Genomic DNA, 25,055 nt, shown 5'->3' with positions numbered 1-25,055 from the left:
CGGGGCGCGGCGTAGCACACTGGTTTTTCCAACTGGAAGGAAACCAAGACCATGCTCGAATTGCGCCCCAACTGCGAATGCTGCGACGCCGACCTGCCGGCCGAAAGCCCAGATGCGCTGATCTGCTCGTTCGAGTGCACCTTCTGCCGAGCCTGCAACGACCGGCACTTCCACCACCGCTGCCCGAACTGCGGCGGCCAGCTGGTTGCCCGCCCCTCCCGCGCCGGCAAGGTGCTGGACAACAATCCCGCCTCGACACAGCGTGTGCACAAGCCGCACGCGCCCTGCGCCTGAACCTCGTTTGTAGGACTTTTCTACAGGTTTGTGCAGGTTTTTCAACACACCTATACTCGCCTATTACCAAGGCTCCTGAATATCCGTAAGGTGCGCGCTGCCCAGCAAGTCCGCTGCTCAGCGCCTTTGATCATAGGCTGGAAGCGGGCTGCACTTTGACAGGAGCTACCTGAATGACATCCGTGCTGTTGGTCGATGACCACCACATTGTTCGACTCGCCGTACGCATGCTGCTCGAACGCGAACGCTTCACCGTCGTGGGGGAAACCGGTAAAGGCAAGGAGGCTGCTCGCCTGGCCGAGCAGACCAAGGCGGACGTGGTCATCCTCGACATCGGCCTGCCGGACCTCGACGGCATGGAGGTGATCAAGCGGCTCAAGCTGATCGACCCACCGCCCCGGATCATGGCCCTCACCGGCCAGCCCGCCGACCTCTACGTGCGGCGCTGCATGGACGCTGGCATCTCGGCCTTCGTCAACAAGGACGAAGACCTCGATGCCCTGGTCTTCGCCCTCAAGGCACTGGTCAAGGGTTACTCGACCTTCCCGCAGATGGCGGTCAACAGCAACACCCTGGAAAGCGAGACCGAGCGCCTGGCACTGCTGTCCAACCGGGAAATGGAAGTGCTGCGCCGGCTCAGCGCCGGCCAGAGCAACAAGCTGATCGGCGAGCAGATGAACCTCAGCGCCAAGACCATCAGCACCTACCGCGGCCGGATCATGGAGAAGCTCAAGGTCGAGTCGCTGGTAGAAATGGTGGACCTCGCCAAACGCAACAACGTGGCCTGAACCATGACTAAGGGGGCATCACTGTGCCTGCTGCTGGTCGCGTTGCTGTCGCCATCCGCACTGAGCGAGGTGCACAGCGAGCCCCGCCACCTGCTTGCCCGTGCCCTGAGCGCGGCGCCACCGCTGGCGTTGGCAGCGACCGACCGACAGTGGCTGAACCAACGCAAGCGCCTGGTGCTGGGCAGCTCGCGCCCGGACTATCCACCCTTCGACATCAACATCAGCCAGGCTGACTACGAAGGCCTCAGCGCCGACTATGCCGGCCTGATCGGCGAACAGCTCGGGCTACCCATCGAGGTGCGACGCTATGCCAGCCGCGCCCAGGCGCTCGATGCCTTGCGTGCCGGCGAGATCGACCTGCTGGGCAGCTCCAATGCCTTCGAGGCCAACGATGCTGACCTTACGCTGAGCCTGCCCTATGCCGACGACTTGCCGGTTATCGTGTCCCGGCAGAACCGAAGCCTGCGCGTAGAGGACAAGCTTGAGGGTCTGCGCCTGGCCATGGTCGACCATTACCTGCCCATTCGCACAGTGCAGCAACTCTACCCCCACGCTCAGCTCAGCCTCTACCGCTCCACGCTCGCCGGTGTGACCGCGGTGGCGCTGGGGCAAGCCGATGTCTACCTGGGTGATGCCATCAGCGCCGACTACGTGATCGCCAAGGGCTTCCAGGAAAGGGTCAAGGTCGATCATTTCGTCCAGATGCCGGCCAGCACTTTCGCGTTTGCCCTGGCTCGAGACAACCCGCGCTTGCTGCAACTGGTCGACCTCGCCCTCGGCCGCATCTCCGACAGCGAACGGCTGAACATCCTTCGGCGCTGGACGGGCGGCAGCACCAGCTTCCTGCTCGACCGCCGCCTCGACGCCCTGACCCACGAAGAACGCGAGTGGATCGCCCGGCACCGGCAGGTCAAGGTGATGATCAACACCACCCTCGCCCCCCTGAGTTTCACCGACGCCCAGCAGCAAGCACGGGGGATTGCCCTGGATTTGCTGGAGCGCATCGGCCTGCGCACCGGCCTGCAATTCCAGATCGTCGAGTCGGAGTCATTCGAGGACATGGTCGAGCAAGTCGCCCAAGGCAAGGTGGACATGATCGGCGCTATCGGCTACGGCGTGCATCGTGCCCAACGCCTGCGCTACACACGCCCCTACATGATCAGCCCGCGAGTGCTGGTCACCCGCCAGAATGCACCGCCACTAGACACCAAGCAGCCGCTGCAGGGGTTGCGCGTGGCACTGCTGCGCGGCTCGCCATTGCTCGACGACCTGGAACGCCAGGTCGTCGGCCTGCGTACCGTGGAGGTCGAAAATCCCTTGCAGCTCATGGAGGCGGTGGCCAACGGTGATGCCGACGTCGCCATCAACTCGCACGTCAATGCCGCCTACTTCATCAACCAGGCTTTCAGTGGCCGCCTCAAAATCGCCGGGTTACTGGGCGATGAACCCGCCTTGGCGACCTTCGCCGTCAGCCCCGCGCTGCCACAACTGCAGGCGATCCTCGACAAGGCGTTGCTGAGTATCCCACCTGATGAGCTGGAACAACTGGTCAATCGCTGGCGCACCAACGCAGTGGCCAGTGACAGCCCCTGGCGCAATTACCGCACGCTGGCGCTGCAGGTCCTGGTGCTGGCCACGCTGCTGCTGGCCGGCGTGGTGTTCTGGAACAGCTACCTGCGTAAACTGATCCAGCAACGCAGCGAGGCCCAGCGTGCCCTGCAAGAACAGCTTACGCTCAGCCGCGGGCTGCTCGAACAGCTGCGTCAGGCCAAGGACGACGCCGAGCAGGCCAGCCGGGCAAAAAGCACCTTTTTGGCGGTCATGAGCCATGAGATCCGCACACCGATGAACGCCGTCATCGGGCTGCTCGAAATGGCCCTGGAGGACAGCCGCCACGGCCACAGCGACCGCCAGGCGCTGGAGGCGGCCCACGATTCAGCGATCGGCCTGCTCGAACTGATCGGCGATGTACTGGACATCTCACGCATCGAGGCCGGCCACATGACCTTGCAACCGGTGGCCACCGACCTGGTCGAGATCGTGCGCACCACCCTGAGGGTCTTCGAAGGCAACGCCCGTCTCAAGGGGCTCAACCTGCGTGCTGTACTGCCCGATACCTGCGCCTGGGCGCTTGCCGATCCGTTGCGCCTCAAGCAGGTACTGTCGAACCTGCTGAGCAATGCGATCAAGTTTACCGACCAGGGCCAGGTCGATGTGTCATTGGTGGTGACCCCGCTCGACGGCGACCTGCAGCACGTCACGCTGCAGATCAAGGACAGCGGTGTAGGCATCAGCTCCAGCGACCAGACACGGCTGTTCACCACCTTCTCCCAGGTCGATGGCCGCCAGGCGCGCCAAGGCGCAGGGCTGGGACTGGTGATCAGCCGCGAGCTGTGCGAGCTCATGGGCGGCGAGCTGCGCTTGCACAGCATCGAAGGCCTGGGGACCCAGGTCGATGTCCACCTCACCCTGCCCGCTGCCGAACCCGCCACCCGGGAGTCGCTCGACCGCGCCTCGATCGAAACCGGCAGCGGCCCCCTGCGCGTCCTGGTGGTCGACGATTATCCGGCCAACCTGCTGCTACTCGACAAGCAACTGCGTTCGCTGGGCCACCAGGTGACTCTCGCCGATCACGGCAAGACGGCGCTGGCACTCTGGCAAGTCGGTCGTTTCGACGTGGTGATCACCGATTGCAGCATGCCGGTCATGGATGGCCATACGCTGGCCCGCAGCATCCGTGCCGAGGAACGCGAGGCTCGATCACCGGCCTGTCGCATCATCGGCGTCACCGCCAACGCCCAGGCCGAAGAGCGTCAACGCTGCCTGGACAGCGGCATGGACGAATGCCTGTTCAAACCGATCGGCCTGCAGGCGCTCAGGGCATGCCTGCCACTGGCCACCACCCTGCCCGATCAGGTCGACATGATGCCACGGCCCAGCGGCTTCGACCTGGCCGAACTGCGCCACCTCACCCAGGACGACACTCAGTTGACCCGGCGCCTGCTGGAACAACTGGCGCAAAGCAGTGCCGAGGACCTGCAGGCATTGCATGCGCTCGGCGCAGATCCGTCACCCGAGGCCCTGGTGCCCGTTGTCCATCGGGTCAAAGGTGGCGCGAAAATGCTCAAGGTCAGAGGTGTCAGACAGGACTGCGAAGCCTTGGAGCAAGCCATCGCCCTAGGCCTGCCCGTGGATCAATTACTCGCCCGGTTGCGGGCGAGCCTGCAAGGCCTGGAGCTGGAGCTTCGCCAGAGCCTCAGTGCAATTGAAGGGTCGAACTGATCTGACTGATGGCGTCCACCACGTGCCGTGATCCCTGCTGGATCTCCATGATCACCGTGCCGGCCTCGTTGGCCAGCTCCACGCCCAACCCCGTGCGGGTCAGGCTCGACTGCATGCTGGCCACCGCGGTCAGTGACAGGTCGTGATTCTGCCGCACCACCTCGACGATCTCCAGGGTCGCCTTACTGGTGCGCGCCGCCAGGTTGCGTACTTCGTCGGCGACCACGGCGAAGCCTCGGCCATGCTCGCCGGCCCGGGCCGCCTCGATAGCGGCGTTGAGCGCCAGCAGGTTGGTCTGGTCGGCGATGCCGCGGATAGTGAGGACGATCTGCCCGATCACCTCGGACTGCTTGCTCACCGCATCGATGGTGCGGGCGGCGTCGTTCAACTCGGAGGAAATCTGCTCGATCACCTCCACCGCCTGCTGCACCACCTGGGTGCCCTTGCGCGCGCAGGCGTCGGTCTGCATCGAACTGGCATGGGCAGCATCGGCGGCGGTCTGCTGGGTGCTGATCTGCCGGGTGATGTCGCTGGCGAACTTCACCACCTTGTACAACCGGCCCTTGTTGTCGAAGATCGGGTTGTAGGACGCCTCCAGGTACACGGTCTGGCCCTGCTTGTTGATGCGTTCGAAGCGGTGCGAGTGGTACTCGCCGCGGTTGAGCGAGGCCCAGAAGTCGCGGTACTCGGCCGACTCGCGCTCATGGGGCAGGCAGAACAGCCCATGGTGGCGCCCGACTACTTCCTCCAGGCGATAGCCCATGGTATCGAGGAAATTCTGGTTGGCCTTGATTACCCGCCCGGCCGGGGTGAACTCGATTACCGCCATGGAGCGGCCGATGGCCTTGAGCAGGCTTTCGCTCTCATGCTCCTCGATCACATGGCGGGTGATGTCGGAGGCCACCTTGATCACGCTGGTGACCTGCTGGCGCTCGTCGATCACCGGCATGTAGCTCGCCTCCAGCCATACTTCGCGGCCCGCCTTGTCCAGGCGCTCGAAGGTACCGCTGATGGCCTTGCCCTGACCCAGCTCACGCCAGAGTTGCTGATACTCGGCACTCTTGGCGTAGGTCGGGTCACAGAAGATCCGGTGGTGCTTGCCACGGATCTCATCGGCACTGTAGCCCATGGTCTTGCAGAAGTGCTCGTTCGCTTCGAGGATCGTGCCATCCGGCGCGAACTCGATCATCGCCATGGAACGGCTGATCGCCGCCAGCTTCGCCTCCATGCCCGCCAGGGCTTGCCGGGCGCGCTGGATTTCGACCAGATCGGACTTGCGATGGTATTCGAACATGGGCCGGGGCTCCTGTATCCACGGGATGTCCTGAGCATAGATCGGCCCAAGCACCATGCAAGCGATCTGATATCACTTTTGGATTATGCATTTGTACCGTCTGTCTGCCCGATGCCTCAACGCCTACCAGTCGAGCCCGGGCGACCTCCTCCGGCGGAGCCATGCGTCCAAGCGAAGTGTCTTGCCATAGTGATTCAGCGCGGCCTTGAGCCAGGGCAGCGCCGCCGTCACCATACCGACCGTGCCCAGCAGGTCGGTTTCGAAGGCCTGGCGCCATAGCGGCACAACGCCTGCAGGCGCCGGTGATGCGGCGCATGGCGACACGGGCAATGCGCTTGCTGTTCGATCTGGTGACGTGCCGACACACCACAAGGCTCAGCGATCTCCGGCTGAAAGTCTGCGAACCAATCCACCCGGTGCAGGCGGCCCTTCTATAATCCCCAGGTACCCGCAGCGCGATGCTGCCCCTTCAGAGGGATACACATGAAGATCGTGGTCACCAGCATCCTCGTCGACGATCAGGCCAGGGCCCATGCCTTCTACCACCATGTCCTGGGTTTCGAACCCAAGCACGATATCCCCATGGGCAAGCACCGCTGGCTCACACTCACCTCCCCCAACGACCCCAACGGCGTCGAGCTGCTGCTCGAACCCGACGCCCATCCCGCGGCAAAAATCTACAAGGCCGCGCTCAAGCAGGACGGCATTCCCGCCACCTCCTTCGGCGTGCGCGATATCCAGGCCGAGTATGAGCGGCTGTGCAAGGCCGGCGTGCAGTTCACCCAGCCGCCCACGGCCATGGGCCCGGTCACCGTGGCCGTGTTCGACGACACCTGCGGCAACCTGATCCAGATCGCCCAGCGGCATTAGCCGGCAGGCCCGCACCTTATACTCGCGTGGTTTTCCACGTGGACTGCTACATTGCTGAACTAACCCGGCGCAGCCAGAACAAGGACAACCCATGCGCTTCGAATTCAGCGAAGTACTCAACGACCTGATCGACTATTTCCTGCTCGGCGATATCCAGTTGCTCGAACAGTTCAAGGAAGACCACGACCTGCCCGACGACCTCGCCCGCGCCTTCACCCGCGGCGACAGTGGCGACCTGGCGGTGGCGCAGGGGGTAATCCTGCCCCTGGCCGGAATCGACAACCTGCCCTACCGCATCCTGTTCACCCTCGACGAGCCCACGCCGGCACTGCTGGAGCCCGGCAGTCGCCTCAAACATCGGCGCGCAGGGTATGTGCTGCGGATCGAGAACCGTGCGCTGATGCTGTTCACCTGGCGCATCCTGCAGCACTTCACCAACAAGGCCTTGGGCGACCTGCTGGCACGCTACCAGGAGCCGGGGCGACCGATCATCGAGCTGGACAACGGCTGGTACACGGTGGAAGTACTGGCGGGTGCCGTGGTGCGCGATGGATTGTATGAACCGGCGTTCGAGTTCGTGCTCAAGAAGGCGTATGCCAAACCGCAGACCTCGGCGGTGGATGTCGGGTACCGGTATACCTTGCGTGGATACTTCGACTGACCGACAAGCCCGCTCCGCGTATGCGGGGAGCGGGCCAGCAGGCAGTCAGGTGTGGTTGATGTCGCGATCCTTGGTCTCCGGCAGGAAGAAGATCCCCAGCACCGCCGTCATCACCGCGATCACGATCGGGTACCACAGCCCGTAGTAGATATCCCCGGTCGCCGCGACCATGGCGAAAGCCACCGTTGGCAGGAAACCGCCGAACCAGCCGTTACCGATGTGGTACGGCAGCGACATGGAGGTGTAGCGGATCCGCGCCGGGAACAGCTCCACCAGCCAGGCGGCGATCGGGCCATAGACCATGGTCACGTAGATCACCAGGATGCTCAGCAGCAGCAACACCATCGGGTAGTGGATCTTCGCCGGGTCGGCCTTCTCGGGGTAGCCGGCCTCCTTCAGGGCCGCCGTCAGGGTGGCGGTGAAGGCATCGCTTTGGGTTTTCAGGTCCGCCGCGGCCAGGCTGCTGCCCTCGAAACTCGGAATCACCCGCTCACCGATGCGGATCTGCGCAACGCTGCCGGGCTCGGCCTTCTCGTTCTCGTACGGGATCGCCCGCTTGGCCAGCAGGCTCTTGGCGATATCGCAGGAGCTGGTGAACCGGGCCTTGCCCACCGGATCGAACTGGAACGCGCACTGCCCGGGGTCGGCCACCACCACCACCGGGTTCTGCTCCTGGGCGACGAACACGTCCGGGTTGCCGTACTCGGTCAACGCCTTGAAGATCGGGAAGTAGGTCAGCGCGGCGATGATGCAGCCGGCCATGATGATCTTCTTGCGCCCGATGCGGTCGGACAGACTGCCGAAGACAATGAAGAACGGCGTGCCGATCAGCAGCGAGCCGGCAATCAGCAGGTTGGCGGTCTGCGGGTCGATCTTCAGGGTCTGCAGCAGGAAGAACAGCGCGTAGAACTGCCCGGTGTACCACACCACCGCCTGCCCGGCGGTACCGCCGAGCAACGCCATGATCACCACCTTCAGGTTGTCCCAGCGGGCGAACGACTCGGTCAGCGGCGCCTTCGACGCCTTGCCTTCGGCCTTCATCTTCATGAACACCGGCGACTCGTTGAGCTGCAGGCGGATGTACACCGAGATCGCCAGCAGCAGGATCGACAGCAGGAACGGGATGCGCCAGCCCCAGGCCTCGAACGCCTCGGTGCCCAGGGCAGTGCGGCAGGCCAGGATCACCAGCAGCGACAGGAACAGCCCGAGGGTCGCGGTGGTCTGGATCCACGCGGTGAAGAAGCCGCGCTTGCCCTTGGGTGCATGCTCCGCCACATAGGTGGCGGCGCCGCCGTACTCGCCGCCCAGCGCCAACCCCTGCAACAGGCGCAGGGTGATGAGGATCACCGGCGCGGCCACGCCGATGGTCGCGTAGCTGGGCAACAGCCCCACCACGGCGGTGGACAGGCCCATGATCACGATGGTGATGAGGAAGGTGTACTTGCGCCCGATCATGTCGCCCAGGCGGCCGAACACGATGGCGCCGAACGGCCGCACGGCAAAGCCGGCGGCGAAGGCGAGCAAGGCGAAGATGAACGAGGTGGTTTCGTTGACCCCGGCGAAGAAGTGCTTGGCGATGATCGCCGCCAGTGATCCGTAGAGGTAGAAGTCGTACCATTCGAACACGGTACCAAGGGAAGAGGCAAAGATGACTTTGCGCTCCTCCCGGGTGATGCCACGTTGGGGCGCGCTACTGCCCGTGGATGCGCTGTCAAGGACCGCCATGGGTCGCCTCCGTCTGGTTGGGGTAGACCGGAGTGCTCCATCAGATCCCAAAGCACGCACCCAGGCCCAAGGGCATTACAGGCTGCGCGAAACACGACGAGGCATCGGCCCCGAATCGCGGCAAGTCACTTCAAGCATAATCGGCCTTTGAACGATATCCACTCGCATGAGTGCTTATGGACCAATACGGATAGGAAGCCTGGGATGAACGAACGACAGGACAGCGCTTGGCGAGGTCGACTCTGGCTGGCCGATGACCACTGCCTGTTGCTCGGCACGCCGGGCCGAACCAGCGTCCACGCCCATTATGCCCATCAGGTGCTGCTGTCCCTCGAGGGCGAGCTGTGCGTAGAAATCGCCGGCGAAAAGCGCTGCGGCCGTTCGCTGGCCATCGAGTCGCTGCAGCCCCACGCCATCCCCGAGCGTCAGGCGCCCTGCATCACTCTGTTTGCCGAGCCCCTGGCGTTTACCCTGGAAACCTTGCTCGACGTCTGCCAACAGGCGCCGCGTGATATCCCCGGTCTCGCCCAGGCGTTGCGTCAGGCGCCGCGCCGCCCATTGGACCCGCGTCTGGCACGATCCCTTGCGCGGATCCGGGCGTTGGACGAGCAGCGTCTGCCAGCCACGGCACTGGCTCAGGAAGCCGCACTGTCGATCAGCCAACTGGAGCGCCTGTTCAGCGGCAGCCTCGGCCTGTCGGTACGACGCCTGGTGCTGTGGCAGCGTCTGCGCCAAGCCCTGCGCCAGGCGCTGGCCGGTGCCTCCCTGACCGAGGCGGCCATGGCCGCGGGCTTTTCCGACTCGGCGCACCTCTCCCGCAGCCTGCGTCAGCAGTTCGGTATTCGCGCCAGCGACGCCCTGCGCCACCTGCGTTCAGACGCGCTGATCTAGGGCCTGGCGCAGGCCGCGTGGCAGCGGCGCTGGCGGCTGCGCCGTGGCCGCCGGTCGAAACGGCTCACACAGCTGTGCCAGGTAGGTTTGCGGGTAGTCCGGGCGATCGCCGATACCCATGTCGTCATCGGCCAGCCCATAGTCCGGCAGGTGCAGCGCGGTCCCCAGCAGGCGATCCCACAGCGGGAAGAACAGGGCGAAATTGACGTCGCCCAGCCTGCCGTACTTCAGGTGGTGCAGCCGGTGCACGGGCGCCCAGGCGAACAGATGGCGCAGGCCACCGATGCGCATGTCGACATTGCTGTGCTGCAGCAGCAACTGCACCGAGATACTGAAAGCCAGCAGCGCCGCGACATCCTGTGGCAAACCCAGCAGCAACAATGGCACCACACCGCCCAGGGCCTCGGCCAACTGGTGCAGCGGATGCTTCATCAGGCCATTGAAACCGTACAGCCGGGTCACGCTGTGATGCACCGCGTGCAGGCGCCAGAGTAACGCGCTGCGGTGGCTGGCGTAGTGCACAAGGGTGATGCCCAGGTCGGCCAGTGGCAGCGCCAGGAGCAATTGCCACATTACCGGCCAGTGGCTGGGCCACAGGCTGCTGGCCGGCAGCCAGCCGGCAAACAGAGGAATGACGGCGATACTGGCGACATTGAGCGTTTCGTTGACCAGCGCGTGCAGGCCATCGCGTCCGCCCTCCCCGCCGGCCTCGCTCCAGGCGGGCTTGTAGGGGTACAGCGCTTCGCAGGTGAATGACAGCAAGATGGCAACGCCGAGCAGGGGCAACAGCCAGAGGATGTCGGCACCGAGGTTGATCAGCCATACGGCGGTGGCGATGAACCCGAGGAAAAAGCATGGGGCATAGAGGATGCGCATGGAAGGCTCCGAACATGGATGGAGCCCCAGTGTTGCCCGGCAACTGAATCAGGCGCTTGAACGAACGGCGCATCCGCTGCCTCAGGCCAGCAGGCAGCCTGCGATCATTCGCCTTTTCGCGTCGCCAACTGACGGCGCATCTCGTCATTGGCGCCCTGGGCCTGCGCCAGTATCGCTCGCAAGCCCTGCACCTGGGCGTCACGCTGCTGCAGTTGTTCGTCCAGCAACCGGCTCTGGGCCGTTGCCTGGCGCTGCTCGGCGAGCAGGCGCTCATTGTCGCGGTGCAGGCGGGTCACCTCGTCCTGACGAGCGATGGCCCCCTGTTGCAAGGTCTGCAATTGTCCCTGCAACTGTCGCACCTGGGTCTCGTTCCGGCGTTGCTCCTGCTGACGCTGTTCGAGGCTGGCGCGCAGTTGCTCGTCCTTGTCTGCCAAGCGCGCTTGCAATTCGCCCTGGGACTGGCTCAGACCAGCACTGCGCAGTTGTTCGGTTTGCAGGCTGGCCTGGCAGCAGGACAGGCGTTCTGACTCGGCGTGCAGCGCACCACTCAAGCGCTCCACCTGGCGCAACGCGTTGGCCAGGTCACGCTGAGCCAGTTGCAACTCAGCCTGCATCGCCGCGCAACGGGCCTCTGCGGCGGCCTCAGCGGCGTCGATGCGCGCCTGTCCTTCTTCCTGCAATTGCGCCGCCAGTCGCTCGACCAATCGCCCCAGGGGCTCACTTAGCGCCGCCGTGCTGCCTAGCATTTGCGCCGGCTGGCGATCAAGCTCTTTCAGGTAGCGGTGAATGGTGGTCTTGGACCCGGTATTACCCAGTTCGATACGTACCGCATCGATACTAGGGTGTTCACCCCGGGCCATCAGCGCTTGCCGTGCTTGGTAAACAGCTGCCTTGTCGATGCCTATACGCGCCATTGCTCACTCCACCGTTACATACCATGGAATGTACCATGTAATTTCGGTGAATACTGCCTGCTCCACAGTGCCTTTTCAAGCGCGTCGATAGCAATCCGCTTGGATACCCAGCCCTCATAGATGAGATCTATCACCTCATCCAGCCTATCGATTTGACCGCGTCAAATTGCCTCAGCTAACGTGCCGCCCGCTTCGCAGCTACCCCCCTGCTGCCAAACCCCGACCCGCGGCCTGAGCGACCGTCCTTGCGTTCGAGTTGTTGATAATGTCTGTGAATACCCCCTCCCGGATCACCGAGCTGGTCATAGAAGCCGGCACCCGCAAAGCCCATCTGCCCACCCGCACCACCCTGATCCTCGGATTCCTGGCCGGGGCATTCATTTCCCTGGGCTTCCTGCTGGCAATCCACGTCAGCACCATGATCCCCACGCCATGGGCCTCGTTCGGCACCCTGCTGGGCGCCGCGGTGTTCCCCATCGGCCTGATCCTGGTGATCCTGGCCGGAGGTGAACTGCTCACCGGCAACATGATGAGCCTGCCCCTGGCGATGTTTGCCGGGCGTATCCGCCTGTGGGCGGTCGCGCGCAACTGGGCCCTGGTGACCCTGGCGAACTTGCTGGGCGCGCTGTTCGTCGCCTATTGCTTCGGTCATCTGCTCGGGCTGACCGAGGGAGCGTACCTGGGCAAGACCCTGGCGGGCGCGACCAGCAAGGTCAGCGCCGACTTCCTTCATGCCTTCGTCTCCGGCATCGGCTGCAACTGGCTGGTGTGCCTGGCGGTGTGGCTTTCGTACGCCAGCCGTGAAATGAGCGGCAAGATCCTCGGCATCTGGTTCCCGATCATGGCCTTCGTCGCCATCGGTTTCCAGCACGTGGTGGCCAACATGTTCCTGATCCCGGCGGCAATCTTTGCCGGTTACCTGAGCTGGGGACAGTTGCTGGAAAACCTGGCGGCGGTATTCCTGGGCAACGCCGTGGGTGGCGCGATCTTTGTCGGCCTGGCCTACTACGTCTCGTTTGGTGTACCGGCGCAGGAACAGGGCGCGCTGCAGTAACCGACTTCAGCCCTCGCGGCGCCGGCGAAGCGCTGCACGGCCTGGCGACGGATGACTCAGCTGTCCTGGCCCAGCACGTAGCGGTCGAAGTGCTGGATATGCTCATCGAGGTTGTCCTCGAGCATCATCCGGTACTGCTCGCAGAAGTACTTCAGCAGTTCCTCCCGCGCAGCGGCCATTTCCTGTGCGGACTTGAAGCTGCGCGCGGTCATCCAGGCATTGAAGCGACTGGCGGCGAAGGTCAGCGAAGCGCTGACCTTGCCAAGATCCTCAAGCTTTTCGATCTGCTGGTTGGCCAGTTCGATATGCGCGTCGGCGCGGTCGTAGAAAGCCTGGTCGGTGGCTTGTGCCATGGAGATCTACCTATTGGAAAGGTTGAATTCAGGCCGTCTTGGCCTGAACGGTGAACAGGCTGGCACCCAGCGTCATGAACGAGACGCCGAACAGGCGATTCATCAAGCGCGCGCGGCTTGGTGCGGCCAGCTGGTTTTTCAAGGCCTGGGCCAGGGTGACGTAGAAAGCGTGGGACAGCATCGAGCACAGGGCGAAGGTGACTACCAACAGGGCGAGCTGGCCCTCGGCGCCGTGGCCGGTGCGCATGAACTGCGGCAGGAAAGCGGCGAAGAACAGGATCGCTTTCGGATTGGTCAGCGCCACCGTCACGCCATTGAGCAGCAGCCGGCGATTGCTGGCGATAGCCTTGGCCGGCTGCTCCAGCTGGTCGAAGGCGCTGCTGCGGCTCTTCCACTGCTTGATGCCCAGGTAGATCAGGTAGCTCGCGCCCAGCACCTTGAGCAGCAGGAAGGCCGTGGCCGATGACTGCAGAAGCACCCCAAGGCCGGCACTGGTGGCGGTTGAGACCACCAGCAGGCCGAAGGCGTTGCCAAGTGAACCGAGCATCGCCCGCCTCGGCCCGTGGGACAACGAATTGGACAGGGCCATGATGACCCCGGGACCTGGCGACAGGGTCACCAGCATCGAGACAACGACAAAACCGAACCAATCGTGAAGCGACATCCTTGTACATCCTCGGACCGATAGCGTGAGGCGGCGACTGTAACAGGATGCTGCGCCCAGCGGAAAGGCGAAGGACAGGTGTTTCGTGTGTCAGCTCAAGGCTGGGGATCGGCCCGTGGCGTCCCCGCCCCGCTGTTGCGCATCAATGCTACAGGCCACGAAATCCTCCTGACGCAACACCACCAGCGCCACCAGCGACGCCACGCCGGTGCCCACGTAGAAATACCACGGCGCGGTGATATCTCCGGTCACCTTGATCAGCCAGGTGGAGATCAGCGGCGCGCTGCCGCCGAATACCGCCACCGGAATGTTGTAGGCCATGGCGATGCCGGTGGAACGGATGCGCGTCGGCAGCAGCTCGCTCATCAGCGCGTAGGTCGACGAAGCGTACAGCCCGAACAAGATCGCCACCGCCATCAACGGCCAGAACAAGGTGGCCGGGGTGGCGCCGGGCGCGGTCTTGAAGAACCAGTACATGGCCAGGGTCGCCAGTGTACCGATCACCATCAGGAATGGCTTGCGCCCGTAGCGGTCGGTAAAGGCGCCGCCGAATGGCATCACCAGCGCCGCCGACAGGCTGGCGACGAACACGTAGAGCAAGGTGGTGCCGCTGTCGAACTTCAAGGTGTTGGACATGTAGGTCGAGGCGAAGGTCAGCACCAGGTAGAAGATCGAGCTGTGCAGGGTGATGATGAAGAACACCAGGGCGATCGAGCGCTTCCACTGCCACACCTCGCGCAGCGGCGCCTTGGAAGTCTGCCCGGCTTCCACCAGGGCGAGGAACTCCGGGCTGTCCTCGAGCTTGAGGCGAATGTACAGCGAAATGAAACCCAGGGGGCCGGCAATCAGGAACGGAATCCGCCAACCCCAGTCCTGCATCAGTTCGGCGCCCAGCGCCCAGGTCATGCCATTGGCCACGGCGCCGCCCAGCAGCAGGCCAAGCACCGCGGTGACCATCAGCCAGCAGGTGGCGAAGCCGCGGCGACCAGGGCCGGCGTACTCGGAGATGAAGCTGGTGATGGTGCCGGTCTCCCCCCCGGCGGAAAAACCCTGCACGCAGCGGATCAGCACCAGGATCACCGGTGCGGCGATGCCGATGCTGGCGTAAGTCGGCAGCAGACCGAGCAGGAAGGTAGAGCCGGCCATCATCACCAGCACCGTGATCAGCGTGCGGCGGCGGCCGATCTTGTCCGCCAGCGGACCGAAGAACAACCCGCCCAGCGGGCGGATGAAGAAGCTCAGGGCGAAGGCCGCGAAGCTCGCCAGCAGGCTGCTGGTGGGGTCGTCGGAGACGAAGAAGGCCTTGCCGATATACAAGGCCAGGAAGCCGTAGACGCCGTAGTCGTACCACTCGATCAAGTGGCCGGTGGTGGCGCCGATAAAGGCGCGGCGCCGCTGGCGCTGGGTGTTGCCGGGTGACATGCCCATGTCGGGAACTCCTGTCGTGGTGCTTTCCATGAAAAGTGGCGGGTCAGTGGCGGGCGAACGCCCCGTCGGGCTCCTGCAGCCACTGGCGCACCTGGGTCTTGAGAATCTTGCCGTAGCTGTTCTTCGGCAGCTCGGCGCAGAACAGGTACTTCTTCGGCTTCTTGAACGAGGCCATGCGCGCCAGGAACCACTGGTTGAGCGCCTGGGCATCAAGGCTGCCTGGCGTGCGCGGCACGACGAAGGCTACCACCGACTCGCCCCATTCGGCGTCAGCCTCGCCCACCACGCAGGCCTCGAACACCTCGGGGTGCTGGACCAGCACTTCCTCGACTTCGCGCGGGTAGATGTTGCTGCCACCGGAGATGATCACGTCCTTGCTGCGGTCGGTCAGGGTCAGGTAACCGCGCTCGTCGAGGTAACCGATGTCGCCGGTACGCAGCCAGCCGTCCACCAGGGTCGCCTGGGTGGCCTGCGGATTGTCCCAGTACCCCTGCATCACCACCGGCCCACGCACGCTGATCTCGCCGGGTTCGCCGGCCGCCTGCGGCTGGCCGGCGCCATCCACCACACGCACCTCGACACATGACTGCGCCCGCCCCACCGAAGCGGCGATGGCGGGCCAGCCTGCTTGCGCGCGGTCGGCGATAATCTCACGCGACAGCGCGCTGATGGTCATCGGGCATTCGCCCTGGCCGTAGATCTGCACCAGCCGCGGGCCGAAAGTGTCCAGGGCCTCGGTGAGGTCAGCCAGGTACATCGGGCCCCCGCCATAGACGATGGTCTTGATACCCCCGCCGTCATAGCCCTCCTGGCGGGCCTGCTCGACCATGCGCTTGACCATGGTCGGCGCGGCGAACAGGCTGACCTGCCCCAGCGTCTGCGCCAAGCCGAACAGCTCGGCGGCCTGGAACCCCCGGGACAACGGCACCACGTGCCGGGCGCCGCAACGCACGTGGATGAAGTTGTACAACCCGGCGCCATGGGACATTGGCGCAGCGTAGACCACGGCATCGCCGGCGCTCACCGGGTCGACATCCAGCGGGTAGCACAGCGACATGGCGATCAGGTTGCCATGGGACAGCATCACGCCCTTCGACCGCCCCGTGGTGCCGGAGGTATAGAACAGCCAGGCCAGGTCGTTGTCCAGGCGCGGATGCGGCTGCGCCAGTTCATCGTTGTCGAGCGTGCCGGGCACAGCCAGGGCTGGCACGGCGAGCTCACGGCAACCGTCCGGCAGGGGCGCGCCGGCGAAGACCTCGCCCTCGTCGGTATGGATCAGGCGCGCTCCGGCGTTACCGACGATCCAGGCCGCTTCCAGGGCATGCAGCTTGCTGTTGATCGGCACCGCCACCGCCCCGCTCCACCAGATGGCGTAGAGCAGTTCCAGGTAGGCGCAGCTGTTCTTCAACAGCAGCGCCACCCGGTCGCCCGGTTCGATGCCATGGGCGTGACGCAGCTCCAGCGCCCGCGCCCGAACCCGGGCGGCGAACGTCCGGTAGTCGGCGACCTGGCGCGCCCCCTCGAACAGCGCCGGGCGCTCGGGCCAGCGCTGGGCCGCATCCTGCAGCCAATGAGCGATGTTCATCCTCAGACCCTGACGGCTTGCAGCACGCTGGCATAGTTGGCCACCGCCATGCCGCCCATGTTGAACAGCAAGCCGAACTCGGCGTTGGGCACGCCCAGGCCGATGGGCTTGCCGGTCAACTGGGCGAAGCCCAGGGCATGCATCGACACTCCGGTGGCGCCCACCGGATGGCCCTTGGCCTTGAGCCCGCCGGACAGGTTCACCGGCAGCCGTCCACCCTGGCGCACGATGCCGTCGTCCAGCGCTCGGTGCCCTTCGCCCCTTGGCGCCAGGCCCATGGCTTCGTAGATCAGCAGTTCGGCGATGGTGAAGCAGTCGTGCACCTCGGCGAAGCTAAGGTCGTTCAGGGTCACCCCTGCCTCGCGCAGCGCCCCGTGGATCGCCCGTTGCGGCCCCTCGAAGGCCAGCATGTCGCGGCGCGACAGTGGCAGGAAGTCGTTGACCTGGACCATCGAGCGGATCGCCACCTGGCGCCGCATCGACCGGGCACGCTCGGGCGAGGCCAGGATGATCGCCGCCGCGCCGTCGCTGATCAGCGAGCAATCGGTCAGGCGCAGGGGCGCGGCGATCAGCGGATTGCTGGGTGACACCTGGTTGCAGTGCTCGAAGTCCATCACCCGGTGCATCTGCGCCAACGGGTTGCCCATGGCATTGGCGTGGTTCTTCACGGCGATGGCGGCCATCGACGCCAGCGGGCTGTGGTAGCGCTCGGTGTACTGCTGCGCCACCTGGCCGAACAGCTGGGCGAAGCTCAGCCCGGCTTCCGCCAGGGCGTTCTGGTAGCCGGCACCGGCCAGGGCCCGGGTGACCTCGACCGTGCTGTTGCCGGTCATCTTCTCCGCGCCGACCACCAGCACCAGGTCGGCGGTGCCGCTGAGGATTGCGTTGATCCCGGCCTGGATCGCCGCCGAACCTGAAGCGCAGGCGTTCTCGCAGCGGGTGGCGGGCTTGAAGCGCAGTTGCGGATCGGCCTGCAGCATCAGCGAGGCCGGGAAGCCGTCGGCCACCAGGCCCGAGTTGAAGTGGCCGAGGAACAGCGCGTCGATCTCGGCGGCGTCGATGGCCGCATCCTGCAGGGCATCGCGGGTGACCTGGACGATCAGGTCCTCGAGGTTCAGGCCATCGAGGCGGCCGAAGGGACTGTGCGCGGCGGCAACGATGGAGATGGAATCGTGGAGCATGGTGGTTTTCTTCTGTCCTTGAAGCGGGTATTGCATACAATGTGGCAGTACCCGATTCCCACGCTAGTTGGGGCAACTACGTACGCGAGTAAGTAGTGAGCCGTACGGGACATGCCCCCAAGCACCGAGGCAGGAAGCCTGATGACCTTACCCACCCACGCCTCCCCGGACCTGGAACGCCTGGCGTTCCAGGTTTCACCCGCGCCACAGCTGATCACCGGCCACCGACGCATGCTCGACTGCAACGAGGCCTTCGCCCGGCTGTTCGGCTATACCCGCGAAGAACTGCGCGGGCACCTGACCTTGCTGCTCTATCCCTCCCACGCCGACTACCAGAGCATCGGCGAACGCAGCGAGCACTGGCTGCGCAACGGGCTGGGCGCTTTCTATTCCGACGAACGCTTCATGCAGCACCGCAACGGCGAGGTGTTCTGGGCCAGGGCCCAGGGCTTCACGCTGACGGTGGACGATCCGTTCAAGCTGATGATCTGGCATTTCGAACGGCTCGACCGACAGCCGGCGCCGACAGTGCAACTGACACCACGGGAGCGTGAGATCTCGCTGCATATTGTCAACGGGCTGACCTGCAAGGAAGTGGCGCGGCAGCTGGGGATATCGCATCGGACGGTGGAAGTGCATCGGGCACGGTTGATGAAGAAGTTGCAGGCCAAGAACAGCGCGGAGTTGGTTTCGAAGATCATCTTCATCAGCTGATCAAGGGCCAGGAACCAGCTTGTGCTTCACAGCAGCCACTGGAGCTGCGTTGCAGCCCCAGCTATTGCAATACCTTCACCACACCGAGACAATGCGAGCAATTACCATTTACATCATGGACCTCGCCCTATGTCGACGCTCGACCGCTCGGCGCTTCACCAGCTATACAGCGAAAACAACGGCTGGCTGAAAAGCTGGTTGCGCGCGCGCCTGGGCAATGCCGCCGATGCGTCCGACCTGGCCCACGACACCTTCCTGCGGGTCATGACCGCCCGCAACCAGACGCCCATCCGCGAGCCGCGCAGCTACCTCAGCGCCATCGCCCGCGCGCTGCTGATCGACAAGGTTCGTCGCCGCGCCATCGAGCAGGCCTACCTGCAGGCCCTCGCCCTGCGCCCGGAACTGGTCGAAGTGTCGCCGGAGATTCGCCTGTCGATTATCGAGATGCTGGTAGCGGTCGATGCACTGCTCGACGAACTCGGTCCCAGGACCCGCGACATCTTCCTCGCGGTGCAACTGGAAGGGCTGACCTATGCGACGGTCGCCGAACGCTTCGACGTCTCGGTGACCACGGTGAAGAACCATCTGATCCGGGCCATGACCCGCTGCCTGCTGGTGGTCGACAATTGAGCGCCGAACAGTGGACCTGAAGACCCTCGAGGCCGCCGCGACCTGGTACGTGCAACTCAATGACGGTGCTGGCGACACAGCACGGATCCAGGCCTGGCGCGATTGGCTGGCGGCAAGCCCTGCGCATGCCGAAGCCTGGTCGCGGATGGAGAAACTCCAACGCCAGTGGTCAACGGTGCCGCGCCAGGCTGCGCTGGCAGGCCTGGGCGCGGCTCAGGCGCAACGCCGCGAAGTGCTCAAGGTACTGGGACTGCTGCTGGCGGTCGGTGGCGGTACCTGGTTGGCCAGCGAACAGGTGCAGTATCGCGCCCTGCTCGCTCAGCAGCGCACCGGCAGCGGAGAGCGGCGCTCACTGCGCCTGGACGACGGTTCGCAACTGGAGCTGAACGTCGACACCGCACTTGACGTGCACCTCGACGCCCAGGTGCGGGCGATCCAGTTGTATCGCGGCGAGATCCTTATCAGTACCGCCCGTGACGCCGCCCGCCGCCCGTTCATCGTGCACACCGACAACGGCAGCGTGCGGGCGCTAGGCACGCAGTTCAATGTGCGCCAAACAGCGCAGCAGACACAGGTCGGAGTGTTGCAGTCCGCCGTCGAGATACGCCCGCAACGCCACCCCGACCAAGTGTTGCGCCTGGACGCCGGCCAGCAGGCCGGATTTGATCGCGACGTGATCGGCCGTACCCAGACCCTGCCCGCTGATTCCGCGGCCTGGGTCCAGGGTATGCTCAGCGTCAACGACTGGCGCCTGGGGGATTTCATCACCGAACTGGGCCGCTACCGCCCTGGCCTACTGCGTTGCGCGCCGTCCATCCAAGGCATGCGTATCTCCGGCTCATTCGCCATCGACGACACCGATATCGCCCTGGCGAACCTGCCCAAATCCCTGCCGGTGAAGGTGCGCTACCTGAGCCGCTACTGGGTCAGCGTGGAGCCTGCCTGAGCCCTGCACGAAAAAAAGTTTTCCGCAATCTTGCTGATTTCGATTCTCGTCCGTCCATGACACAAGCCGCGACGACAGCGACTTTCCGCCATGACACGCAAGGATCACCCAATGCCCGCTCCCCACCCCACCGCCCGCCTGCGCCTGGCCGTCCGCCGGTTCGCCTTTGGCCTGTCCCTCGCCAGCGTGCCCTGCGCGCTGCTCGCGCCGGCCCATGCCATGGCCAGCAGCCAGAACACCTACCATATCGCCGCCGGCCCGCTGGGCAATGCGATCACCCAGTTCGGCGTGCAGGCGGGGGTAACCATCTCGTTCGACACCGAGCAGACCCGCCACCTCAGCACCGCCGGGCTCGACGGCAGCTACAGCGTCGAGGAAGGCCTGCTGCGCCTGCTCGCCAGCAGCGGGCTGCAAGCCCAGCGCCAGGGCAACGGTGGCTATGTGCTGGTCCCGGCCGACAACGGCGCGGCGATGGAGCTGGGGCCGTTGACCATCGACGCCAACCGCCTCGATGCCACCAGCGAGGGCACCCAGTCCTACGCCGCGCGCGCGGTGACCATCGGCAAAGGCGTGCACAGCCTCAAGGAGACGCCGCAGTCGGTAACCGTCATGACCCGCAAGATGCTCGACGACCAGAACCTCAACACCCTCGAGCAGGTGCTGGACAAGACCCCTGGCATCACCGTCTACGACTCGCCCATGGGCGGCAAGTACTTCTACTCCCGTGGCTTCAACCTCGACGGCCAGTACCAGTACGACGGCGTGCCGCTGGATGTGGGCGGCAACTATGTGCAGGCCAACAGCTTCTCCAGCGACATGGCCTTCTACGACCGTGTCGAGATCCTCAAGGGCGCCGCAGGCATGATGAAAGGCTCCGGCTCCTCCGCCGGCGGCGTCAACTTCGTGCGCAAGCGCGGCCAGGACAAGGCCCACACCACGCTAACCTTGTCCGCCGGCACCTGGGACAACTACCGTGGCCAGGTGGACGTGGGCGGCCCGCTCAACGAATCGGGCACCGTGCGCGGCCGCGCCGTGGCCACCCTGCAGGATCGCCAGTACTTCTACGACAACGCCAAGCGCCAGGACCAGGTGCTGTACGGCGCCCTGGACTGGGACGTGACGCCCGACACCACCCTGGGCGTGGGCCTTGCCTATGAAGACGTCGACGCCTCGCCCTGCTACCACGGCCTGCCCCGCTACGCCGACGGCAGCGACCTGAAGCTGTCGCGCTCCACCTGCCTGGGCGCCAGCTGGAACGACCAGCAAAGCCAGCGCACCACCGGCTTCGCCGACCTCAAGCATCGTTTCAACGACGACTGGACGCTGAACTTTGCCTCGGTCTACACCCACAACAACCAGAACATCGAGTACGGCTACGCCGAGGGCGCGGTGCCGGTGGGCACCGGCAGCGCCGGGATCCGCCGCTATGCCGGGCGGTTCGACTACGACCAGGATGACTACGGCTTCGATAGCTACCTCGACGGCAAGTTCGAGGCGTTCGGCCTCGAGCACGAGCTGATCGTCGGCGCCAACGCCAGCCGCCAGCAGACCCACGATTACTTCGCGCTGATGGGCCTGAGCGGTACCCAGAACCCGTTCGATCCGTCCCCGGCCTTCCCCCATCCGTCCAAGGACGCGTTCCTGAGCGCTCCCAGCCGCGGCGGTAGCGTCCCCACCGACTCCACAACCACCCAGTACGGCACCTACGCCACCCTGCGCCTGAAGCTGGCCGAGCCACTGACCCTGGTGCTCGGTACGCGGGTGAGCTGGTACCGCAACAAGAGCGATTCCTACACCCAGGCCTGGGACTACTGGGTACACAACCGCAGCCAGGAAAACGGCCAGGTCACGCCCTTCGCCGCCGTGCTCTACGACCTCAACGATGAGTGGACCGCCTACGCCAGCTACGCCGACATCTTCCAGCCGCAGAGCAATCTGGTGAATGCTCAGGGCCAGGCCCTGCAGCCCAAGACCGGCGCCAACTACGAGCTGGGTATCAAAGGGGAGCTGTTCGGCGGTGCACTGAACACCGCCTTCAACCTGTTCCGCACGGTCGAGGAGCACCGCGCCGAAACCGACTTCGCCGACACCTGTCTGGGCTCGGGCGACCAGTACTGCTACACCGACAGCGGCAAGGTCCGCGCCCAGGGCTTCGAGGCCGAGGTCAGCGGCTCGCCCATCGAACGCCTGCAGTTGCTGGCGGGCTACACCTACACCCAGACCAAATACCTGAACACCATCAACCAGACCGACCCGACCGAGCTGACCTTCACCTCCAGCTTCATCCCGCGGCACATGCTCAAGGTCTGGGGTGACTACCAGCTGGACGGCGCGCTCGAACGCTGGACCGTCGGCGCCGGGGTTTCCAGCCAGAGCGACAACTTCCGCCGCCAGGGCAACCTGAGCATCGAGCAGGCGGGTTACACCCTGTGGAGCGGCCGCGTGCAGTACCGCCTCGACGAGCACTGGAGCCTGGCGCTGAACGGCAACAACCTGCTGGACAAGCGTTATTACTCGACCGTGGGGGCTACTGGCTGGGGTAACTACTATGGTGAGCCGCGCAACTTCATGGTGACGCTCAAGGGGAGTTTCTGATGGGGGCAGGATCGGCGTTGTAAGCGTCGGGTCTTTCAGGGTGTTCGCCGCAAGCCTTGCAGCGAACACCTGGAGGCCTTCACTCGGTCAATAGCCCCCGCAGCCAAAGACCTTGAGAGGGCTGCACGCCGAACACTCATTGTCCGCGCTCCGCCCCCGGTTCGAGGAAAGCCGCAACAGCGCTGGCAAATCGCTCCGGTTGATCGAGCATGACGAAATGAAAACTGTCATCGATGCGGGTGAAATGGATATCAGGTGTCGAGGCATAGGCCCGACGGAACGTTGCATCGACGCTGGATGCAGGCACACCGTAAAAAGCGTCGTAGGCATACACGACTTCGACCGGCGCGCTGATGCGACCGAGTTCGGGACGCAGATCGGTGATCATCAATTCATATACGGCGTCCGCCACAGTCTTGCGATCGGAGCTGATCCCCGCAGAAACCAGCCCTGGTCTGACCGCCTCGGTCTTGGCGAGTCGGGCGATGGATGCCTTCTGCATCGCTTCACTCTGCTCCGGCGATGCCGCCAACAGCGAACTGCGCATTGCTGCAGCCTGTACGGTAGCAGTTTCGCTGGTGGCCAAAGGGTCAATCAGCAACGTATAGAACGGCAACGCATCGACGATCATCAAGCGCCCAACCTGATCGGGATGACGAGCCCCCAGCATCAATGCAACCTCTCCCCCCAGCGAATGCCCGATGATCACGGGGGCCTCGATATGCTGGGTGCGGATGTAATCAGCAATTGCCTCGGCCACTGGAGCGAGCACTTTCCCTTCGCTATCGGTCACCGCAGGCGAACCGGCAAAGCCTGCGAGCTGCACGAGGTGAAGGCGGTGGTCCTGGCGTAACCGAGTCGCCAGGTCAGCCCATACCTCACGAGACGATGCCAGTCCCGGAATCAGGATCACATCCCTGCCCTCGCCTTCGACCTGGACCGAGATACGCTGCTGATCAGTGGGTAATGGAGACGATGGCTGGCCGGGTGACGCCGATAGCGACACCGACATCAACGACAAGGTGGTCCCGACTGCCGCGAGGATCATTGCGATACGCATCGGACTCCCCTCTCCAGACGATGTGCTGCTTGATTCATGGCCACTCCTTTGACTGATGAGAGCTAGGCACTATACGGACTTGTCGCCACGATAGAAGGCGTTGAGGGCACTCGAGCATGGTCTGGGTCGGCGCGGCTGCCCACCCAGACCACCGGCCTCTGTTTCACACCTTCTTCAATATCCCCATATGCGCATCATCCATCAAGGCCTTGGCCATATCGCTCAGGTAGTGCGATGCCCAGACCAGCACCGGTTCGTTGTCCATCACACCAATGAAGGAAGCCCGGCGGGCGCTGTCGAGCAGCACGGAAGCCTGCTCCATGGCGTGGCTTGCGCAGTTGCCGGGCTCGACGCGGAACAGACGCATACCTTTGGTGGCGCCTTCCAGGCAGGTGCAGCTGCCGACGGTCCAGCCGAGCTGGCCGTGGTCTGCTGGGGTTTCGTTGTCCATTTGCGAAATCCTCTCTCGTAGAACAAACCGTGACTCATTGATTTAGCTAACCCCTGAGCGGCCTTGTGTCGCGCAAGGGCTGCGCAGCGGCCCCGGCAATTTTGATTGCGGCGCGGAACCTGGGGCCTGTGGCAGCTCTATCAGTGCAATGTGTATGACGGCGGTCGCGCACTCATCTGGAGCTGGGCCAGGGCCGACTCCAGCAACATGCGGGTGGCATCAAGCTCGTGCATCATCGTCAGCATCAACAGGGTGGCCGGTGATTTGGGCAGGTGGCTGAACGACTGATGGGCGACGGCCAGCGCGCACATGACGTACTCGGTGGCCTGGACGAGGGTATCTTCAAGGAGATGAGGGGATTGAGCGGACGGGGGTGGGTCCGGGACGATCTTGAGCATGATGAAATTCTCTAGTTGCGCTGATCGGACCGCAGCCCATCGCTTGCAGGCGATAGGGTGGCGGCTACGTACGGGCCTGCAAGACCGGGGCAACTAGAGTAAGCCCGGCTGACCCGAAGGCCACCCGTACGCAGCCACCATAACGCACTGCCAGTGGCTTGAGACCAATGGCAATGGGTGGCGCTGATCTAGTTGTCCCGCTCAGGCTTGCAGACCCGGCCGCTACTTTTTGCAGCGACCCAGCGAGACTAGACCTCTGTTGGAAGGCGTAAAAGCGGCTAAAGCATGCTTCGGAAACGGACTACTCGAAATAGGGAAAATCTGATTAATCCCTGTAGGACGCGACGCGGGGTCTCTCCCCTGCCCCTCTACCCAGCCGTGCCGTTGGGCGTGGGGCTGTT

Annotated in this window: 22 protein-coding genes and 2 pseudogenes; 11 read left to right on the top strand and 13 right to left on the bottom strand. The window is 64.4% G+C overall.

What is annotated here, in order from left to right; genetic code table 11:
- Positions 1-51: 51 nt before the first annotated feature.
- From AC25M7_RS15330 to AC25M7_RS15320, 3 genes are all read left to right on the top strand, one after another.
- On the top strand, positions 52-294 hold the full coding sequence (locus tag AC25M7_RS15330; RefSeq protein ID WP_028690793.1) for a DUF1272 domain-containing protein: 243 nt from the start codon (positions 52-54) through the stop codon (positions 292-294).
- 173 nt (positions 295-467) lie between these two features.
- On the top strand, positions 468-1,082 hold the full coding sequence (locus tag AC25M7_RS15325; RefSeq protein ID WP_028690792.1) for a response regulator transcription factor: 615 nt from the start codon (positions 468-470) through the stop codon (positions 1,080-1,082).
- 3 nt (positions 1,083-1,085) lie between these two features.
- Positions 1,086-4,364 carry a transporter substrate-binding domain-containing protein gene (locus AC25M7_RS15320; RefSeq protein ID WP_062360325.1) on the top strand — a complete coding sequence of 1,093 codons (3,279 nt, stop codon included), beginning with the start codon at positions 1,086-1,088 and terminating at the stop codon, positions 4,362-4,364.
- Here the strand turns inward: AC25M7_RS15320 and AC25M7_RS15315 are convergent.
- A pseudogene (locus tag AC25M7_RS15315) lies at positions 4,339-4,761 on the bottom strand (methyl-accepting chemotaxis protein); the annotation flags it as partial. The gene AC25M7_RS15320 and the pseudogene AC25M7_RS15315 sit on opposite strands and share 26 nt — an antisense overlap.
- 114 nt (positions 4,762-4,875) lie before the next feature.
- Positions 4,876-5,592: pseudogene (locus AC25M7_RS15310) on the bottom strand (PAS domain-containing protein); the annotation flags it as partial.
- A gap of 549 nt (positions 5,593-6,141) precedes the next feature.
- Here AC25M7_RS15310 and AC25M7_RS15305 point away from each other — a divergent pair.
- Complete coding sequence (locus AC25M7_RS15305; protein WP_062360327.1) at positions 6,142-6,528, top strand: VOC family protein; 387 nt, start codon at positions 6,142-6,144, stop codon at positions 6,526-6,528.
- Positions 6,529-6,619: 91 nt separating this feature from the next.
- Positions 6,620-7,189, top strand: coding sequence for a hypothetical protein (locus tag AC25M7_RS15300; protein WP_028690788.1), 570 nt, complete (start codon positions 6,620-6,622; stop codon positions 7,187-7,189).
- Positions 7,190-7,234: 45 nt separating this feature from the next.
- Here the strand turns inward: AC25M7_RS15300 and AC25M7_RS15295 are convergent, their stop codons facing one another.
- Complete coding sequence (locus AC25M7_RS15295) at positions 7,235-8,914, bottom strand: MFS transporter (protein WP_088853050.1); 1,680 nt, start codon at positions 8,912-8,914, stop codon at positions 7,235-7,237.
- 204 nt (positions 8,915-9,118) lie between these two features.
- Between AC25M7_RS15295 and AC25M7_RS15290 the strand changes: the two genes are divergently transcribed.
- Positions 9,119-9,805 (top strand): helix-turn-helix domain-containing protein, encoded by a 687-nt coding sequence (locus tag AC25M7_RS15290; protein ID WP_069016600.1) that lies wholly within the window; start codon positions 9,119-9,121, stop codon positions 9,803-9,805.
- On the opposite strand, the gene AC25M7_RS15285 is transcribed toward AC25M7_RS15290, so the two are convergent.
- Together AC25M7_RS15285 and AC25M7_RS15280 are read right to left on the bottom strand one after the other, a co-directional pair.
- On the bottom strand, positions 9,788-10,681 hold the full coding sequence (locus AC25M7_RS15285) for a sterol desaturase family protein (protein ID WP_028690785.1): 894 nt from the start codon (positions 10,679-10,681) through the stop codon (positions 9,788-9,790). The two genes, AC25M7_RS15290 and AC25M7_RS15285, sit on opposite strands and share 18 nt — an antisense overlap.
- A gap of 104 nt (positions 10,682-10,785) precedes the next feature.
- A complete protein-coding gene (locus AC25M7_RS15280) occupies positions 10,786-11,595 on the bottom strand; it encodes a DNA-binding protein (RefSeq protein ID WP_088853051.1) in 810 nt (269 codons plus the stop codon).
- A gap of 265 nt (positions 11,596-11,860) precedes the next feature.
- Between AC25M7_RS15280 and AC25M7_RS15275 the strand changes: the two genes are divergently transcribed.
- Positions 11,861-12,649 carry a formate/nitrite transporter family protein gene (locus AC25M7_RS15275; protein ID WP_088853052.1) on the top strand — a complete coding sequence of 263 codons (789 nt, stop codon included), beginning with the start codon at positions 11,861-11,863 and terminating at the stop codon, positions 12,647-12,649.
- Between the two features lie 56 nt (positions 12,650-12,705).
- Here the strand turns inward: AC25M7_RS15275 and AC25M7_RS15270 are convergent, their stop codons facing one another.
- The 5 genes from AC25M7_RS15270 to AC25M7_RS15250 form a co-directional block, all read right to left on the bottom strand.
- Positions 12,706-13,002 (bottom strand): DUF3144 domain-containing protein, encoded by a 297-nt coding sequence (locus tag AC25M7_RS15270; protein ID WP_028690783.1) that lies wholly within the window; start codon positions 13,000-13,002, stop codon positions 12,706-12,708.
- 28 nt (positions 13,003-13,030) lie between these two features.
- Positions 13,031-13,666 carry a LysE family translocator gene (locus AC25M7_RS15265; RefSeq protein ID WP_028690782.1) on the bottom strand — a complete coding sequence of 212 codons (636 nt, stop codon included), beginning with the start codon at positions 13,664-13,666 and terminating at the stop codon, positions 13,031-13,033.
- A 90-nt stretch (positions 13,667-13,756) separates the two neighbouring features.
- Complete coding sequence (locus AC25M7_RS15260; RefSeq protein ID WP_486971212.1) at positions 13,757-15,094, bottom strand: MFS transporter; 1,338 nt, start codon at positions 15,092-15,094, stop codon at positions 13,757-13,759.
- 43 nt (positions 15,095-15,137) lie between these two features.
- Complete coding sequence (locus AC25M7_RS15255) at positions 15,138-16,679, bottom strand: class I adenylate-forming enzyme family protein (RefSeq protein ID WP_486971211.1); 1,542 nt, start codon at positions 16,677-16,679, stop codon at positions 15,138-15,140.
- 2 nt (positions 16,680-16,681) lie between these two features.
- A complete protein-coding gene (locus AC25M7_RS15250; protein WP_486971210.1) occupies positions 16,682-17,860 on the bottom strand; it encodes an acetyl-CoA acetyltransferase in 1,179 nt (392 codons plus the stop codon).
- 141 nt (positions 17,861-18,001) lie between these two features.
- On the opposite strand from AC25M7_RS15250, the gene AC25M7_RS15245 reads away from it, so the two are divergent.
- The 4 genes from AC25M7_RS15245 to AC25M7_RS15230 all read left to right on the top strand — a co-directional run bounded on the left by AC25M7_RS15245 (position 18,002) and on the right by AC25M7_RS15230 (position 22,745).
- Complete coding sequence (locus tag AC25M7_RS15245; protein WP_236247990.1) at positions 18,002-18,574, top strand: LuxR C-terminal-related transcriptional regulator; 573 nt, start codon at positions 18,002-18,004, stop codon at positions 18,572-18,574.
- A 129-nt stretch (positions 18,575-18,703) separates the two neighbouring features.
- Positions 18,704-19,204, top strand: a complete 501-nt coding sequence (locus tag AC25M7_RS15240; RefSeq protein WP_463402397.1) for a sigma-70 family RNA polymerase sigma factor — start codon at positions 18,704-18,706, stop codon at positions 19,202-19,204.
- Positions 19,205-19,214: 10 nt separating this feature from the next.
- A complete protein-coding gene (locus AC25M7_RS15235) occupies positions 19,215-20,150 on the top strand; it encodes a FecR domain-containing protein (protein ID WP_486971209.1) in 936 nt (311 codons plus the stop codon).
- A gap of 111 nt (positions 20,151-20,261) precedes the next feature.
- A complete protein-coding gene (locus AC25M7_RS15230; RefSeq protein ID WP_463402396.1) occupies positions 20,262-22,745 on the top strand; it encodes a TonB-dependent siderophore receptor in 2,484 nt (827 codons plus the stop codon).
- A gap of 136 nt (positions 22,746-22,881) precedes the next feature.
- On the opposite strand, the gene AC25M7_RS15225 is transcribed toward AC25M7_RS15230, so the two are convergent.
- From AC25M7_RS15225 to AC25M7_RS15215, 3 genes are all read right to left on the bottom strand, one after another.
- Positions 22,882-23,805: an alpha/beta fold hydrolase gene (locus AC25M7_RS15225; protein ID WP_062360342.1), complete on the bottom strand. Its 924-nt coding sequence runs from the start codon at positions 23,803-23,805 to the stop codon at positions 22,882-22,884.
- A 163-nt stretch (positions 23,806-23,968) separates the two neighbouring features.
- Positions 23,969-24,256, bottom strand: a complete 288-nt coding sequence (locus AC25M7_RS15220; RefSeq protein WP_088853057.1) for a DUF3077 domain-containing protein — start codon at positions 24,254-24,256, stop codon at positions 23,969-23,971.
- Positions 24,257-24,396: 140 nt separating this feature from the next.
- Positions 24,397-24,654 carry a hypothetical protein gene (locus AC25M7_RS15215; protein ID WP_486971208.1) on the bottom strand — a complete coding sequence of 86 codons (258 nt, stop codon included), beginning with the start codon at positions 24,652-24,654 and terminating at the stop codon, positions 24,397-24,399.
- Positions 24,655-25,055: the final 401 nt, after the last annotated feature.

The organism is Pseudomonas sp. P106(2024) (assembly GCF_057480815.1).
Note: the sequence above shows the minus strand (reverse complement) of the source record. Positions and strands in the feature narration are given on the sequence as shown.